Here is a 15,526-nt window from a genome sequence, read left to right on the forward strand (position 1 = left end):
ATTGGCGCGCAAGTTTGCTCGCCCCGGCAGCAGTGTGCGTGGCCCTTGCCGGCCCGGCATCGGCAGCGCCGGCGGCCACCGCAAGCGCGGCGGGCACGGCAGCGGCGGGCACGGCAGCCGCTGCCACCACCACCGCGCCCGCTGCCAGCCGAACGCCAGCCACGGCCGCCCCCGCGGTGCTCGTGCTCGGCGACAGCCTCTCGGCCGAATATGGCATCGCGCGCGGCAGCGGCTGGGTCAGCCTGCTGCAGCAACGCCTGCGCGCGGAGCGGCTCGATTATAGCGTCGTCAATGCAAGCATCAGCGGCGAAACCACGGTCGGCGGCAAGACCCGCCTGCCCGACCTGCTGGCGCGCCACAAGCCTGCCGTCGTCATCGTGGAACTGGGCAGCAACGACGCCCTGCGCGGCCTGTCGCTGCAGAACACCGAGGCCAACCTGCGCAACCTGGTGACCACCGCGCAGAAGGCCGGGGCCAGCGTGGTGCTGGTGGGCATGCGGATCCCGCCCAACTACGGACCCGACTACACCGAGCGCTTCTTTGCGCTGTTCGCCAAGGTGGCCAGGGAGTACCGTACCGCGCTGGTGCCGTTCTTCCTGGACAAGGTGATCACGCATCCGGACTGGTTCCAGGATGACCGTATCCACCCGACGGCGGCAGCGCAGGCGACATTGCTGGACAACGTGTGGCCGCAGTTGAAACCGCTGCTCAAAGCGGGCAAGCGCGGCGGCGATTGAAGGGATCGGGTCGAGCCGCTCAAAACCAACACGGCTCAAAACAAGACCGCTCAAAACAGAAACGGCTCTAAATAGAAACAGCTCTAAACAAACGGGGTGGCCTGAGCCACCCCGTTTCTCGTTCCAGACCTGCCCGGATTACTGCGCGTGGTCCTGGCCCGCATCCGCTGCGGTGATCGGACGCAGGATCTTCACCTTCGCGCGCGCCTTGAGGCTTTCGTAGTACGCATTCAGGTCGGCCTGCCCCACCAGTTGCGCGAGTTGCTGTGCTTCCGCCTGGCGCTGTTCCGGCTTGGGTTGCGCCGGCGTGCTGACCTTGTTGATGCGATAGATCGCATAGCCGTCATGGCCGAGATCGACGCCGACGAACGCGGGCAGCTTGAGCGTGTCCGCGCGCATCACGGCCTCGGCGGCCTTCGGCGGCACACCGTCGCCGCGCGTGCGGGACACCGCGATCGACGGACCAAAGCCCGCCGTACCCGGATCCTTCTTCAGCGCTTCGAGCCTGGCCTCGCCGTCCTTGCGCGCCAGTTCGGCAGCCTGCTGGGCGATATAGGCCTGGCGCACCTGTGCTTCCACCTCCTCGAACTTGCGCACCGACGACGGACGGTAATCGACGATCCGCGCCGACACCAGCGTGTTGGGGCCGACCTGCACAGCCTCGGTATTACGCTTGTTCTTGATCGCATCGTCGCTGAACAGGGCCTTCAGCACCTTCTCGTTGTTGAGCGGGTTCTGTGCGCCCAGCGCCGGGTTCGGCGCGCGCGTCACGTTGTCGGCGGTCTGGATGGTCAGGTGGAACTTGTCGGCCGCCGGCTTGAGGCTGTCGGCCTGCTCGTACACCATGTTGCCGAAGGCATCGGCCTGTTCCGCATACTGCTTGGCGGCGAGCTGCTTGCGCAGTTCGTTTTCGAGCTCGGCCTTGACCGCTTCCAGCGGCTGCGTGGCCGCAGGCTTGATCTCGTCGAGCTTGATGATGTGATAGCCGTAGTCGGTTTCCACCACGTCGCTGATCTGACCCGGCTTGAGCGCGTACATGGCGTCCTCGAACGGCTTGACCAGCGCACCACGGCCCATGAAGCCGAGGTCGCCACCCTTCTCTGCCGAGCCCGGATCCTGCGACTCCTTCCTGGCCACTGCCGCAAACGTCTCCGGATGCTTGCGCAGTTCTTCCAGCAGCCTGGTCGCCTTCTCCTTGGCCGCGGCACGTTGTGCGGCCGGTGCGTCCTTGGCGGCGGCAATCAGGATATGGCTGGCACGACGCTGCTCCTCGGTCTTGAAGCGCGCGAGGTTGCTGTCGTAGTAGGACTTGAGCTGCTCGGGCGTGACCGTCTGCGAGGCGGCCAGCGCATCGCCGGACAGCACCACGTATTCCACCTTGGCCTGCTCGGGCACCGTATAGGCCGCGGTATGCGCGTCGTAGTACGCCTTGAGGGCGGCGGCGTCGGGCGTGACCTTGGCGGTGAAGTCTGCCGGCTTGATCACCAGCGCCTGCACTTCGCGCTCCTGGTCGCGCACGGCGAGCAGCCGGTCGAGCAGCGACTTGGGCATGAAGCCCGTGGCAGCCACCGCATTGCTGAGCTGCTGGGTCGCGAGGTCGAAGCGGATGCGCGCATCGAGCTGGTCCGGGGTCATGCCCTGGGCGGCCAGCAGTTGCACGTAGGCCTTCTCGTCGAACTTGCCGTCGGCGGCCTTGAGCTGCGCGATGGCGGGAATGCTCTGGATGGCGGCGGCCACTTCCGCATCGGACACCGTGAGGTGCTCACGTGCGACTTCGGCCGATACCACGCGCTGCAGAATCAGCTGGTCGAGCACCGCCTGGCGTGCGGCCGGGCCCTCGAACTGGCGCGGATCGTAGCTGGCGCCGAGGATCTGACGCATGCGTTCGGTCTGGTCGCGTACCACGTTATCGACTTCCTGGACCGAGATGGCACGGCCATCGACCTTGGCGGCGTCGTGCGAGCTGTCCATGAAGCGCGAATAGCTTTCGACGCCGAAGAACACGAACGACGGGAAGACGAGCACCAGCAGCAGCAGAAGCATCAGGCGCCGGTTGTTGCGTACGAAATCAAGCATGCTGATTCGGGTAAGGGGTTGGCACGAAGGTCAAACTTCGCGATTCTAGCAGGACCGCGCACGGATTCTTGTCAGAATCGGGGGGACGACTCGAGGAGTGCGATGCCAAGATCGGCTCGGAAATGAAAAACGCCCGCATTTGAACTGCACCCCAAGAGTTGGACACTGATCCAACCCTTGGGGTGTTTTTCATGGCGAAGCACGACGAGCAATTGAAGCTCAGAGTAGTAAAGCGATATCTGGCCGGAGGTATAGGCTTTAGGGAGCTAGCGCGGGAGTATGGGGTGGGCCGTACGCTGGCCCGCGAGTGGGTTGCGCTGCATGAGCTTCACGGTCGACGCGGGTTACGACGCAAGGGGCACAGCAAGTACAGCGCGGAATTCAAGCTGGCGGTGCTTGAAGGCATCCAGCGGGACAACCTGTCGCAATCTGAGGCGCGAGCGATCTGGGGGATTCGTGATCCGGGTGCCATCAGCCGTTGGGAGCGCCAGTATCATGAGGGTGGTCTGCCTGCACTATTGCCTCGTCCCAAGGGACGTCCCCGGAAGATGCCGAACTCATCACCACCCGAACCCATTGCGCCGGAATCCGAACAGGACCAGCGTACCCGTGAGCAGTTGCTCAAGGAGAACGAATACCTGCGCGCGGAGGTGGCGTACCTAAAAAAACTCGATGCCTTGATTCGAGCGGAGCAGCGTCAGGCGCCGCGCGCAAAGCGCAAGTAGTACTCGAATTGAGGCAGCATCATCCATTGGCCGTTCTGCTGGCGGTGGCAGGACTGGCGCGCAGCACCTTCTACTATCAGCAGAAGGCCCTGCTGGCAGGAGACCGTTACGCTGAACTCAAGCAGCGCATTCGAGCGATCTATGAGCGCCATCGAGGCCGATATGGCTATCGGCGCATTACTGCGGCAATTCGGCAGGACGGCGAGGTAGTCAATCACAAGTTGGTCCGGCGCCTGATGCTGCAGTTGGGCCTGAAGTCGCTGGTACGACCGAAGAAATACCGCTCTTACCGGGGAGGGCTCGGACTGGCAGCTCCGAACCTGCTCAACCGACAGTTCGCCGCACAACGGCCTAACGAGAAATGGGTAACGGACGTAACCGAGTTCAACGTGAAGGGGCAGAAGTTGTACCTGTCGCCGGTCATGGATCTGTACAACGGCGAGATCGTCGCGTGGCAGAGTTCCACACGGCCCACGTTCGATCTGGTCAGCGGCATGCTGAAGAAAGCGATCTCACGCCTCAAGCGTAGTGAGCGGCCATTGTTGCATTCGGATCAGGGCTGGCAATATCGGATGCCCGCCTATCGACGGCTCCTGGGCAAAAAGGTCCGTCAGAGTATGTCCCGTAAGGGAAATTGCCTCGACAATGCCGCGATGGAAAGCTTCTTCGGAACGCTCAAGTCGGAGTTCTTCTACCTGAACGAGTTCGACAGCGTGAAGCAGTTGCAAAGTGGGATCCGACAATACATCCACTACTACAACAACGAACGTATCCGACTGAAGCTAAAAGGGCTGAGTCCCGTGCAGTACAGGACCCAGCCCTTGCAAGCCTAGTCTTCTTGAACCGTCCAACTTCTGGGGTTCAGTTCAATTCGCGGGCGTTTCTTGCTACTGGCGGAGTGGACGGGACTCGCCTGCGTTTCGCAGGCCGCTGCCGCGCCGGTAGGCGCGGCCCTTCTCGTCCCGCCGGGAGCCGCGCAGGCGGCTCCCTCCACTCCGCACAAATGAAAAACGCCCGCATTCGCGGGCGTTTCTTGCTACTGGCGGAGTGGACGGGACTCGCCTACGTTTCGCAGGCCGCTGCCGCGCCGGTAGGCGCGGCCCTTCTCGCCCCGCCGGGAGCCGCGCAGGCGGCTCCCTCCACTCCGCACAAATGAAAAACGCCCGCATTCGCGGGCGTTTCTTGCTACTGGCGGAGTGGACGGGACTCGAACCCGCGACCCCCGGCGTGACAGGCCGGTATTCTAACCGACTGAACTACCACTCCTGTGTCGGTCCCTGCGTGGATGAAAATGCGACCTGCGTCGATGGAGAGCAGTGGTGGGTGCTGAGGGGTTCGAACCCCCGACCTACGCCTTGTAAGGGCGCCGCTCTACCAGCTGAGCTAAGCACCCGCTCGACCATCGCAGATGTCATTGTCATTGTCGACAACATCCACTCGGTAATCTCGCTTCGCACGGCTCGGCAGGTACTGCTTGATTGCCGCTGTTTGCGTTGCGAGGCCGCGATTGTAATCCAGGTTTCCGCGCTTTGCCAAGCACCCGACGCAATAAAAAACGCCATGGGCGCGAGCCCATGGCGTCTTATCGCAACTGTCGGCTAACCGCAGCTCAGTGGTGCGTCATCTCGACCGAGGTCGTCGACTTGTCCGCCACTTCGGCAGGCTTGTCCACTTCCTCCGGCAGCGGCTCGGGCTTGCGCTCAAGCGCCAGTTCCAGCACCTTGTCGATCCAGCGCACCGGTACGATCTCGATCGCGTTCTTCACGTTGTCGGGAATCTCGGCGAGGTCCTTCACGTTCTCCTCGGGGATCAGCACCAGCTTGATACCGCCACGGTGGGCAGCCAGCAGCTTCTCCTTGAGGCCGCCGATCGGCAGTACTTCGCCGCGCAGCGTGATCTCGCCAGTCATCGCCACATCGGCACGCACCGGAATCCCGGTCAGCACCGACACCAGCGCCGTCGTCATCGCACCGCCCGCGGACGGACCGTCCTTCGGCGTGGCGCCTTCGGGCACGTGGATGTGGATGTCGCGCTTCTCGAACATCTCATCCGCGATCCCGAGCCGGCGGGCACGCGAACGCACCACCGAACGTGCCGCTTCGACCGATTCCTTCATCACGTCGCCGAGCGAACCGGTGCGGGTGATATTGCCCTTGCCAGGCATGATCGCCGCCTCGATGGTCAGCAGATCGCCGCCCACCTCGGTCCACGCGAGACCGGTCACCTGGCCCACCTGGTTTTCCTTGCCGGCCAGACCGAAGTCGTACTTGCGCACGCCGAGGAATTTGTCGAGGTTTTCCGAATCGACCTTGACCGGACCCGACTCCTTCTTCAGCAGCAGCAGCTTGACCACCTTACGGGCGATCTTCGACACCTCGCGCTCCAGCGAGCGCACGCCGGCTTCCCGCGTGTAGTAGCGAATGATGTCGCGAAGCGCGGCCTCGGTCACCTCGATCTCGCCCGCCTTCAGACCGTTGTTCTTGATCTGCTTGGGCAGGAGATACCGCTCGGCGATGTTGACCTTCTCGTCCTCGGTATAGCCCGACAGGCGGATCACTTCCATCCGGTCCAGCAGCGGCGGCGGAATGTTCAGCGAGTTCGACGTCGCCACGAACATCACGTCCGACAGGTCGAAGTCCACCTCGATGTAGTGGTCCTGGAACGTGTGGTTCTGTTCCGGGTCCAGCACCTCGAGCAGCGCCGACGACGGGTCGCCACGGAAGTCCATGCCCATCTTGTCGATCTCGTCGAGCAGGAAGAGCGGGTTGCGCACGCCGACCTTCGACAGGCTCTGCAGAATCTTGCCGGGCATCGAACCGATATAGGTCCGGCGGTGACCGCGGATCTCGGCCTCGTCCCGTACGCCACCCAGTGCCATGCGCACGAACTTGCGGTTCGTCGCGCGCGCCACCGACTGGCCGAGCGAGGTCTTGCCCACGCCGGGCGGCCCGACCAGGCACAGGATCGGCGCCTTCACCTTGTCCACACGCTGTTGCACCGCGAGGTACTCGAGAATGCGTTCCTTGACCTTCTCCAGGCCATAGTGATCTTCGTCCAGCACGCGCTCGGCATTGGCAAGGTCGTTGTTGACCTTGCTCTTCTTGCGCCACGGCAGATTGACCAGCGTGTCGATGTAGTTGCGCACGACGGTCGCCTCGGCCGACATCGGCGACATCAGCTTGAGCTTCTTGAACTCGGCGTCGGCCTTCTTCTTGGCCTCCTTGGGCATGCGCGCGGCCTTGATGCGCTTGTCGAGCTCTTCGAGATCGGCGCCCTCTTCGCCTTCGCCCAGTTCCTTCTGGATGGCCTTGACCTGCTCGTTCAGGTAGTACTCGCGCTGGCTCTTCTCCATCTGGCGCTTGACGCGGCCACGGATGCGCTTTTCCACCTGCAGGATGTCGATCTCGCCTTCCAGTTGCGACAGCAGGCTCTCGAGACGCTCGGTCACATTGACCATCTCAAGAATCTTCTGCTTCTGCTCGAGCTTGATCGGCAGATGCGCGGCAATGGTGTCGGCCAGGCGGCCGGCCTCATCGATTCCCGACAGCGAAGTCAGGATTTCGGGCGGGATCTTCTTGTTGAGTTTGACGTACTGGTCGAACTGCGACACGATCGCGCGGCGCAGGGCCTCGGTTTCGGCGCTTTCGACCGGCGCGGGCGGCACGGGCACGGCTTCGCACATGAAATGCGAATCGTCCTCGCTTACCTCGGTAATGTTCGCGCGCTGCGTGCCTTCGACCAGCACCTTCACGGTGCCGTCCGGCAGCTTCAGCATTTGCAGGATATTGGCGATGCAGCCGACCTCGTACAGGTCGTCAGCGGTCGGCTCGTCCTTCGCCGCCGTCTTCTGGGCCACGAGCATGATGCTCTTGCCCGACTCCATCGCAGTCTCAAGCGCCTTGATGGACTTCGGGCGACCCACGAACAGCGGGATCACCATGTGCGGAAACACCACCACGTCGCGCAGCGGCAACAGTGGGAGGCGAATCGGCTCAGCCGGGAGGAGTTGTGTTCCGGACATCATTTTCCCCAGTCAGTCATTTAAGGCGTAAATAGGGTCGCGGGAATCGATTACAAGACAGCAATCACCGGCAAATCATCAATTCCCTCGTGCGGGACAAAAATGCTGCATTCCGCACTTGCCACCCACTCTGAAACAGCATACCCGCGTTTGCTCCCGTTCGTCGTTTGAATTGAAGAAAAAAAGCCGCTCGCTTTCACGCGAACGGCCGCTTGATTTTTGCGCCGGTGTGACATCGACCACTTTCCCGGCATCGCCATCAGTTCGATCCTGCCACCTTTGGCTGCTGCTCCTCATACATCAGCAACGGCGGCGCATCGCCGGTGATCGTGCTTTCGTCGATCACCACCTTCTGCACGCCCTTGTAGTTGGGCAGGTCGTACATGACGTCCATCAGCGATTGTTCGAGAATCGACCGCAGGCCACGGGCGCCGGTCTTGCGCTTGATGGCCTTGCGCGCAATCGCCGACAGCGCCGCCGGGCGGATTTCCAGCTCCACGCCTTCCATCGCCAGCAATTTCTGGTATTGCTTGACCAGCGCGTTCTTGGGCTCGATCAGGATCTGCACCAGCGCGGCCTCGTCGAGCTTGGCCAGCGTGGCCACCACCGGCAGACGGCCGATCAGTTCCGGGATCAGGCCGAACTTGATCAGGTCTTCCGGCTCGGTGTGCGGCAGGACTTCGCTGACGTCGCGTTCCTCCTTGCTCTGCACCTGCGCGGCAAAACCGATGCCGGTCTTGTCCGAACGCTGCATGATGACCTTTTCCAGGCCATCGAACGCACCGCCGCAGATAAACAGGATGTTGGTGGTATCCACCTGCAGGAAGTCCTGGTTCGGATGCTTGCGCCCACCCTGCGGCGGCACCGAGGCCATGGTGCCCTCGATCAGCTTGAGCAGGGCCTGCTGCACACCTTCGCCCGAGACATCGCGGGTAATCGACGGATTGTCGGATTTGCGCGAAATCTTGTCGATTTCATCGATATAGACGATGCCACGCTGCGCCTTCTCGACCTCGTAGTTGCAGTTCTGCAGCAGCTTCTGGATGATGTTTTCGACATCCTCGCCTACGTAACCGGCTTCGGTCAGCGTGGTGGCATCCGCAATCACGAACGGCACGTTGAGCAGGCGCGCCAGCGTCTGCGCCAGCAGCGTTTTGCCCGAGCCCGTGGGGCCGATCAGCAGGATGTTGCTCTTGGAAAGCTCGACGTCGTCTTTCTTGCCAAGATGCTTGAGGCGCTTGTAGTGGTTGTACACCGCCACGGCCAGAATCTTCTTGGCCTGTTCCTGCCCGATCACGTACTGGTCGAGACTCTCGCGAATCTCGTGCGGGGTCGGCAGGTCGGAGCGGGTGGCAGCGGCGGCGTCCTTCTCGGACGCGGCAGCTTCGTCGCGGATGATCTCGTTGCAGAGGTCGATGCATTCATCGCAAATGAACACCGACGGGCCCGCGATCAGCTTCTTGACCTCGTGCTGGCTCTTGCCGCAGAACGAGCAGTACAGAAGCTTTTCACTGGAAGAACTCTTTTTGTCCGCCATAGGAATCAGTCACATTAGCTGTGTGTGCCGCACGGAGCCGGGAGCCGGCCTGCGCGGGAAACGCATGAATCGCATCATACGCCAAAACAATTGGCCCAGCCGACGGGGCTTGCCCGCGGTATGGGGTCAATGTGGGTGAAAAACAAAAAACGAGGCCCCCGGGCCTCGTTCTTCCGCGCAGGCTGCGCCAATGACCACACCGGCGGCCCGGCAACGTCGGACCCCGGCGTTGCCGCCAGCGCCACTCCTCACCCGCGGCGCGTGATGACCTTGTCGATCAGGCCGTAGTCCACCGCCTGGTCGCCGCTCATGAAGTTGTCGCGATCGGTATCGCGTGCGATCTTCTCCACGGGCTGGCCGGTCACTTCCGACAGGATGCTGTTCAGGCGTTCGCGCAGGTACAGGATCTCGCGCGCCTGGATCTCGATATCCGAGGCCTGGCCGCGCGCGCCGCCGAGCGGCTGGTGAATCATGATGCGCGAGTTCGGCAACGCGCTACGCTTGCCCTTGGTGCCAGCCGCGAGCAGGAACGCGCCCATGCTCGCCGCCATGCCCATGCACAGCGTCTGCACGTCCGGCTTGATGAACTGCATCGTGTCGTAGATGGCCAGGCCCGCCGAAACGGAGCCACCCGGCGAGTTGATGTAGAGCGAGACGTCCTTGTCGGGGTTTTCGCTCTCGAGGAACAGCAACTGTGCCACCACCAGGTTGGCGGTCTGGTCGTTGACCTCGCCAACCATGAACACCACGCGCTCCTTGAGCAGGCGCGAGTAGATGTCGTACGCGCGCTCGCCCCGGCCCGACTGCTCGACCACCATCGGCACCAGCCCCAGACCCTGGGTCTCGAGGGCCGAAGCCTGCGTGGTGGCGAGACGGTCCAGCAAATCATTGCGGGTCATGCCATTGCGGGTCATGCAGGTTCTCCAGGTATTCAAGAATCACGGCCGGCGCCACATGCTTCATGCGCTCACCGGCCGCTGCGCGAGCATCAGGCCTGTTGCGGATTCGTCTCGGCGGTCAGTTCCTCGAACGACACCGCCTTGTCCGACACCTTGGCCTTCTCGCACACGAAATTTACCACGTTGTTTTCGAGCACGTAGGCTTCCATTTCGGCCAGGCGCTGCTGGTCACCGTAGTACCAGCGCATGACTTCCTTCGGGTCCTCGTAGCTCTTGGCAAAGTCCTCGATCTCGGCCTTGATCTGCTCGGGCTTGGCCTGCAGGCCGTGCGCCTTGACGATCTCGGCGAGGATCAGGCCCAGCTTCACGCGGCGCTCGGCCTGCTGGGTGAACATGTCGGCCGGAATCGGCATGTCCTTGGCATTGGGCATGCCACGTTGCTCCAGGTCGCGGCGCGCCATTTCCACCAGGCGCTCCTTGTCCTGCTCGACCAGCGCCTTGGGCACGTCCAGCTCGCTCACCTTGAGCAGCGCTTCCATGACCTGGTCCTTGAGCATCGCGTGCGTGCGGCGCTTGACTTCGCGCTCGAGGTTCTCGCGGATGTCGGCGCGCATCTTCTCGACGCTACCGTCGGCAATGCCAAGCGACTTGGCGAACGCGTCGTCGATGTCGGGCATGTGCGCCCACTCGACCTTCTTCAGCGTGATGGTGAACTCGGCGGTCTTGCCGGCCACTTCCTTGCCGTGATAGTCGGCCGGGAACGCCAGCGGGAAGCTCTTGCTCTCGCCCACCTTCAGGCCCACCGCGGCGGCTTCGAACTCGGGCAGCATGCGGCCTTCGCCCAGCACGAACGCGAAGTCGTCGGCCTTGCCGCCGGCAAATTCCACGCCGTCGATCTTGCCCACGAAGTCCACGGTCACGCGGTCGCCGTTCTTGGCGGTCACGTCAGCGCCGCCATCGCCATGGGCACCGGCGTCGCCACGCTCGTGATAGTGCACGCGCTGCTTGCGCAGGATGTCCACGGTCTTGTCGATCTCGGCGTCGCCGATCTCGGTCCTGGTGCGGGTCACCTCGGCCGTGGCCAGGTCACCGATCGTGACTTCCGGGTACACCTCGAACGTGGCTTCGAAAGCCACTTCGTCGTCGGCCACGCCGTCGGTCTTCAGGTCGAACTTGGGCTGCCCCGCGACCTTGACGTCCTGCGCCTGGGTGATGTCGAAGAACTTGCGCGCGGCCTTGTCGAAACGCACTTCGAATTCGACCTGCTGGCCATACTGCTTCTCGACCATCTTCATCGGCACCTTGCCCGGGCGGAAGCCGGACATCTTCACCGTCTTGGACAGGCGGACCAGGCGCTCCTGGGTTTCCTTTTGCACTTCGGCCTTGGGGATGGCCAGGGTCACCTTGCGGTCCAGCTTGCCGAGATTTTCAATGACGTTCGACATGGTCGTTGATCCAATCCAGAAATGTTGTTGTCTCTTGCGCGCGCGCCGGGGGAATTCGGGTACCTGCCATCGGGTACCTGCCGGTACCTGCCGGCTCCCCCGGCGCACGCGCGAATTTCGGGTCCGCGCAAACGGAAAACGCGGATTATCGCATGGTTTTCATTCGCTTCCGGCAGTTTTTACCCTGCCCGCATCGTGGGCATGCCGGCCTTCCGTTTCCGCCCGGCCGTGGCGCAATGCGCGCACCAGCAGCCGCGCGGGGTCCACGGCATCGGCGAGATCCGCTTCCAGCGGCAGCGGCTCGCCCTCCACCTGGCTGGCGATCAGCTCGCCGGCCAGCGCTGCCCATGTGAGGCCGCGCGAGCCAAACGCAAGCGCCGCATAGAGGCCCGGCAGGCGCGGCAGGTCGCGCAGGTGGGCGCCACGCAGCGCGCCGGCGTGGGCCAGTGCCTGCGCCTCTTCCGGCAGCCGGCCGATCATCGGCAGGCGGTTATGCGTGACCGTGCGTACGCCGACGTAACCGTGCAGCGCATGCGGGTCGAGCCGGCCGAGGGCGGCTGCGCGGTCCGGCAACAGCGCGGCCAGCCGCGCGAGGTTGGCCGCGTGCACTTCGGCGCGCGCCACCAGCGGACCTTCGTCGGGGTCGTAGCTCGAGCCGACCCGCACGCTACCGTCGGGCGCCGGCGGCAACAGATAGCCGCTGCCGGTGACGACGCAGTCGGGCCAACGGCCGCGCGGCGCCACCTGTCCGGCCTGGGTCGGCGACAGGTCGGTCAGTTGGCCCCGTACGCGGCGCAGTGCGCGGAACGGTGACGGCAGCAGCGCCTCGGCTTCGTACGCATTGGCGAGCACCAGCACCGGCGCCGCGGCAAGCACGGCACCGTCGCGGGCGCGCGCCTGCCAGATGCCATCGGCATGCGCCAGGCTGGCCACCTCGCAGCCGAAGCGCGCGGTGACGGCATCGGCCGCACGCGCGAGCTGCGCGGCGCAGATATCGGGCGGCGCGACCCAGCCGCCCTGCCCGAACCACAGCCCGCCGCGCGGCACGCTCGCGCCATGCGCTTGCGCCGCCTCCTCGGCCGACATCCAGCGCACGTACCCGGGTGGAAATCCCAGGGCCGCCAGGGCCGCGTGCTGCGCCGCGTTGTCGGCGGCGTCCTCGCCGATATGCAGCACGCCGCAGCCCTGCCACCCCACCGGATGCCCGGCCGCGGCCAGGGCCTGCCAGGCGCGTAGCGCATAGAGGTTGCCGGCGCGCGAAAGGCGCGACAACAGACTGTCGTCCGCCGAGATATGCGGGTGCATCGCGGCCGCGCGATGGGCCGAGGTTGCACGGGCCGGACCCGCGTGACGATCGAGCAGCGTGATGCGCCAGCCGCGCGCGGCCAGTCGTTCGGTCACGGCGCAGCCGGCCAGGCCGGCACCGATCACGATGGCATGCCGCTCGGGCCAGTGGGCCGCCGGCGGCGGCGCCTGGCGGCGATGCTTCCATGCCGGCGCAAAGCGGGCCACCGTCATATCGCGCTTGCCGCCGAAGCCCGGCACCTTCTCCACCGCGAAGCCGGCGGCCTGCAGGCCGCGCCGCACAAATCCCGCCGCGGTATAGGTGGCCAGCGTGGCGTCCGTGCGTGCCAGGCGCGCCAGCCCCCGCAACACGGTGTCCGACCACATGTCCGCGTTGCGGGCCGGGGCAAAGCCATCGAGATAGAAGGCGTCGGCGCCCACCACGAGGCGCGGCAGCATCGCGTCGACATCGCCGAATGCCAGCGTCAGCGTGACCGCGCCGCCCTCGAACGCAAGCCGGTGGATGCCGGGCAACGGATCGGGCCAGGCGTGCCGGAGCTGCGCACCGAGTGCTGCCAGGTCGGTGGCCGGCGCCGCCTGGCCCGCATCGGCGGCAAATGCCGACGCATACAGCTGCGCGAGCCCTTCCCGCGTGAACGGATGCTTTTCGATCGACACGAAGTGCAGGCGCGCACAACGCCGTGGATCGTCGCGCCACGCCTGCCATGTGGCCAGAAAATTGAGCCCTTGGCCAAAGCCGGTCTCGACGATGACGAACTGCCGTTGCCCGTCCCAGCGCGCCGGCAGGCCATTGCCGCCCAGAAAGACGTGGCGCGCCTGCGCCAGCCCGCCGCGGGTGCTGTGGTAGACGTCGCCGTAGCGCGGCGAAAACGGGATGCCTTCGGGAGAGAGAATCGGCTCGGCAGGCTCGATGGCGCGCGGCATGGCGTGATGATCGCTAAAAATTCGCGGAAAGACCGGGAGTTCGCGGAACGGTGGCGGAAGGTTTGCGGAAGGATCGCGGAAAAAATCGGTCGGAACGAAGGCCGCGGATGGTAGCATAGCGCCCCCGGCGCCCCGGCCAGGGCCGCCGCGCCATGTTCACCAGCTCCGCGCCATGTTCAGCTACCGCCACGCCTTCCATGCCGGCAACCATGCCGATGTGCTCAAGCACGCCATCGTCGTCCAGTTGCTCGATTACCTGACGCAGAAAGACAAGCCGTTCTGGTATATCGACACGCAGGCGGGCGCCGGCCTGTACGCGTTGGACCACGCCTATGCGCAGAAGAACGCCGAATTCGAGACCGGTATCGGCCGCCTCTGGCATGCCGCGCAGCCATTGCCTCCGCTGCTGGAGGCGTATCTCGAGCAGGTGCGTGCGCTCAATCCGGATGGCAATCTCAAGCACTACCCGGGCTCGCCCTGGCTGGCATGGCAGATGCTGCGCGAAGCGGACCGCCTGCGCCTGTTCGAACTGCATCCGACCGAGATCCAGGTGCTGCGCGACAACTTCCGCGGGTCCGGCCGCCGCGTCATGCTGTACGACGGTGACGGCTTCGAAGGCATCAAGGCCATCCTGCCCCCGCCGCCGCGCCGCGCGCTGGTGCTGATCGATCCCGCCTACGAGGACAAGAACGACTACGCGCGCACCGTGCGGGCGGTGCAGGACGGTCTGCAGCGCTTTGCCACGGGCATGTACGCGGTCTGGTATCCGCAGGTGCAGCGGCGCGAAGCCGCGCTGCTGCCCGAGCAACTGAAGAAGCTGCCGGTCAAGAGCTGGGTGCACGCGTCGCTGACGGTCAGACATCCGGTCGCGGGCGGCCTGGGCCTGCATGGCAGCGGCATGTTCGTCATCAACCCGCCCTGGACCCTCAAGGCCGAACTGGAAGCCGCGCTGCCGCGCCTGGTGGAACTGCTCGGCCAGGACGACGGCGCCAGGTTCACGCTGGAATCGCTCGATAGCTGATGCGTCGTGCGTTCATGACGTCAGACTGACCGCCTGACGCGACGCAGCCCGGCCTCGACCGCAAGGCCAAGCAGAATCCCGATGCTGTCGGCGACCACGTCGATGGCATCGGCATCGCGATATGGCGTCAGGCTCTGCAGCCATTCGATCAGCACCCCGTACCCCACCAGACAGATCAGGATGGCCCAGCCCCTCCCGGGCCAGGCCCGTCGCGCGAGCAAGGCCAGCGTGGCGAACGCCAGCATGTGATTGCTCTTGTCCCAGCCCGTGGTCGGCATCGACGTGCTCGGCGGCAGCAATGCGAGCGCCAGCACGATCAGCGCGCAGAGCCAGAAGGCGATGCGAAAGGTCGAAGCAGACATTCGCGCAAGACTGTGCATGTCGACGGGAAAGGTTGCGAAGGGAGATCGCCGCGCCATCGCGGCCAGGCGACAGCATACACGTCGCCCACGGACCGCTTTGTACGCCAGCAGACCGATGCGCGCCGGTCGCACCGCCGTCGTAGACGCCGAACGGTCATGACTGGCATGCTTCCTGCTGCCATGGCTGCATCGGCACGCTGGCTGTCGCCCCAAGGAGCAACCGATGAGGAACCCCTGGCTGAAGAAGAATCCCATGCTGAGCATGTGGCTCAGCGGCGCCAATGCGGTGGCCGGCGCGGCGCGCGGGCGCGCGGCGGCCGAGGGCCGGCGCCAGACCGCCATGGCCACCGCCGCGATGACCAAGGCCGCAACGGACGCGTGGCTGGCGGCATTGACCCCGCCCGGGCCCGCCCGCAAGCGCCCGGCCAGGCGCCGCGGCAAATAGCCGGATCTACATGGTCGCCGCCGGCAATT

The 15,526-nt window shown here is 64.7% G+C and carries 12 protein-coding genes and 2 tRNA genes; 4 read left to right on the forward strand and 10 right to left on the reverse strand.

What is annotated here, in order from left to right; all coding sequences use genetic code 11:
• Positions 1–38: 38 nt before the first annotated feature.
• Positions 39–737 (forward strand): arylesterase, encoded by a 699-nt coding sequence (locus DFLDMN_RS04390; RefSeq protein ID WP_423197280.1) that lies wholly within the window; start codon positions 39–41, stop codon positions 735–737.
• A 138-nt stretch (positions 738–875) separates the two neighbouring features.
• Here the strand turns inward: DFLDMN_RS04390 and DFLDMN_RS04395 are convergent, their stop codons facing one another.
• A complete protein-coding gene (locus tag DFLDMN_RS04395; protein ID WP_423197281.1) occupies positions 876–2,813 on the reverse strand; it encodes a SurA N-terminal domain-containing protein in 1,938 nt (645 codons plus the stop codon).
• 191 nt (positions 2,814–3,004) lie between these two features.
• Here DFLDMN_RS04395 and DFLDMN_RS04400 point away from each other — a divergent pair.
• Positions 3,005–4,371 (forward strand): IS3 family transposase gene (locus tag DFLDMN_RS04400; RefSeq protein WP_423196806.1). Its coding sequence is split into 2 segments (ribosomal slippage): positions 3,005–3,482 and positions 3,482–4,371, totalling 1,368 coding nucleotides; the frame shifts between segments, so codons are not numbered across the junction.
• 356 nt (positions 4,372–4,727) lie between these two features.
• Here DFLDMN_RS04400 and DFLDMN_RS04405 read toward each other — a convergent pair.
• From DFLDMN_RS04405 to mnmC, 8 genes are all read right to left on the reverse strand, one after another.
• Positions 4,728–4,804 (reverse strand) — tRNA-Asp (locus tag DFLDMN_RS04405).
• A 51-nt stretch (positions 4,805–4,855) separates the two neighbouring features.
• Positions 4,856–4,931, reverse strand: a tRNA-Val gene (locus tag DFLDMN_RS04410).
• Between the two features lie 216 nt (positions 4,932–5,147).
• A complete protein-coding gene (lon, locus tag DFLDMN_RS04415; protein WP_423198311.1) occupies positions 5,148–7,559 on the reverse strand; it encodes an endopeptidase La in 2,412 nt (803 codons plus the stop codon).
• 50 nt (positions 7,560–7,609) lie between these two features.
• A complete protein-coding gene (locus DFLDMN_RS04420; RefSeq protein WP_423197282.1) occupies positions 7,610–7,819 on the reverse strand; it encodes a hypothetical protein in 210 nt (69 codons plus the stop codon).
• A complete protein-coding gene (clpX, locus tag DFLDMN_RS04425; RefSeq protein WP_423197283.1) occupies positions 7,819–9,096 on the reverse strand; it encodes an ATP-dependent Clp protease ATP-binding subunit ClpX in 1,278 nt (425 codons plus the stop codon). Before clpX ends, DFLDMN_RS04420 begins: the two co-directional genes overlap by 1 nt.
• Before the next feature lie 248 nt (positions 9,097–9,344).
• Positions 9,345–9,995 (reverse strand): ATP-dependent Clp endopeptidase proteolytic subunit ClpP, encoded by a 651-nt coding sequence (gene clpP / locus DFLDMN_RS04430; RefSeq protein WP_423198312.1) that lies wholly within the window; start codon positions 9,993–9,995, stop codon positions 9,345–9,347.
• Positions 9,996–10,084: 89 nt separating this feature from the next.
• Positions 10,085–11,440, reverse strand: a complete 1,356-nt coding sequence (tig, locus tag DFLDMN_RS04435; protein ID WP_423197284.1) for a trigger factor — start codon at positions 11,438–11,440, stop codon at positions 10,085–10,087.
• A 159-nt stretch (positions 11,441–11,599) separates the two neighbouring features.
• Positions 11,600–13,669 (reverse strand): bifunctional tRNA (5-methylaminomethyl-2-thiouridine)(34)-methyltransferase MnmD/FAD-dependent 5-carboxymethylaminomethyl-2-thiouridine(34) oxidoreductase MnmC, encoded by a 2,070-nt coding sequence (gene mnmC, locus DFLDMN_RS04440; RefSeq protein WP_423197285.1) that lies wholly within the window; start codon positions 13,667–13,669, stop codon positions 11,600–11,602.
• 172 nt (positions 13,670–13,841) lie between these two features.
• Here mnmC and DFLDMN_RS04445 point away from each other — a divergent pair, with 172 nt between their 5' ends.
• A complete protein-coding gene (locus tag DFLDMN_RS04445; RefSeq protein WP_423197286.1) occupies positions 13,842–14,690 on the forward strand; it encodes a 23S rRNA (adenine(2030)-N(6))-methyltransferase RlmJ in 849 nt (282 codons plus the stop codon).
• 20 nt (positions 14,691–14,710) lie between these two features.
• On the opposite strand, the gene DFLDMN_RS04450 is transcribed toward DFLDMN_RS04445, so the two are convergent.
• Positions 14,711–15,052, reverse strand: coding sequence for a VanZ family protein (locus DFLDMN_RS04450; RefSeq protein WP_423197287.1), 342 nt, complete (start codon positions 15,050–15,052; stop codon positions 14,711–14,713).
• Positions 15,053–15,275: 223 nt separating this feature from the next.
• On the opposite strand from DFLDMN_RS04450, the gene DFLDMN_RS04455 reads away from it, so the two are divergent.
• Positions 15,276–15,497: a hypothetical protein gene (locus DFLDMN_RS04455; protein ID WP_423197288.1), complete on the forward strand. Its 222-nt coding sequence runs from the start codon at positions 15,276–15,278 to the stop codon at positions 15,495–15,497.
• The last annotated feature ends 29 nt before the right edge of the window (positions 15,498–15,526 follow it).

It is taken from the genome of Cupriavidus sp. H19C3, from assembly GCF_049393815.1.
GTDB lineage: Bacteria > Pseudomonadota > Gammaproteobacteria > Burkholderiales > Burkholderiaceae > Cupriavidus.

Excerpts from the sequence above, each read along its gene's own strand:
- clpP (WP_423198312.1), bottom strand. The coding sequence starts at position 9,995 with ATGACCCGCAATGATTTGCTGGACCGTCTCGCCACCACGCAGGCTTCG.
- DFLDMN_RS04420 (WP_423197282.1), bottom strand. The coding sequence starts at position 7,819 with ATGGCGATGCCGGGAAAGTGGTCGATGTCACACCGGCGCAAAAATCAA.
- clpX (WP_423197283.1), bottom strand. The coding sequence starts at position 9,096 with ATGGCGGACAAAAAGAGTTCTTCCAGTGAAAAGCTTCTGTACTGCTCG.
- tig (WP_423197284.1), bottom strand. The coding sequence starts at position 11,440 with ATGTCGAACGTCATTGAAAATCTCGGCAAGCTGGACCGCAAGGTGACC.
- DFLDMN_RS04445 (WP_423197286.1), top strand. The coding sequence starts at position 13,842 with ATGTTCAGCTACCGCCACGCCTTCCATGCCGGCAACCATGCCGATGTG.
- DFLDMN_RS04450 (WP_423197287.1), bottom strand. The coding sequence starts at position 15,052 with ATGTCTGCTTCGACCTTTCGCATCGCCTTCTGGCTCTGCGCGCTGATC.
- lon (WP_423198311.1), bottom strand. The coding sequence starts at position 7,559 with ATGTCCGGAACACAACTCCTCCCGGCTGAGCCGATTCGCCTCCCACTG.
- mnmC (WP_423197285.1), bottom strand. The coding sequence starts at position 13,669 with ATGCCGCGCGCCATCGAGCCTGCCGAGCCGATTCTCTCTCCCGAAGGC.
- DFLDMN_RS04455 (WP_423197288.1), top strand. The coding sequence starts at position 15,276 with ATGAGGAACCCCTGGCTGAAGAAGAATCCCATGCTGAGCATGTGGCTC.
- DFLDMN_RS04395 (WP_423197281.1), bottom strand. The coding sequence starts at position 2,813 with ATGCTTGATTTCGTACGCAACAACCGGCGCCTGATGCTTCTGCTGCTG.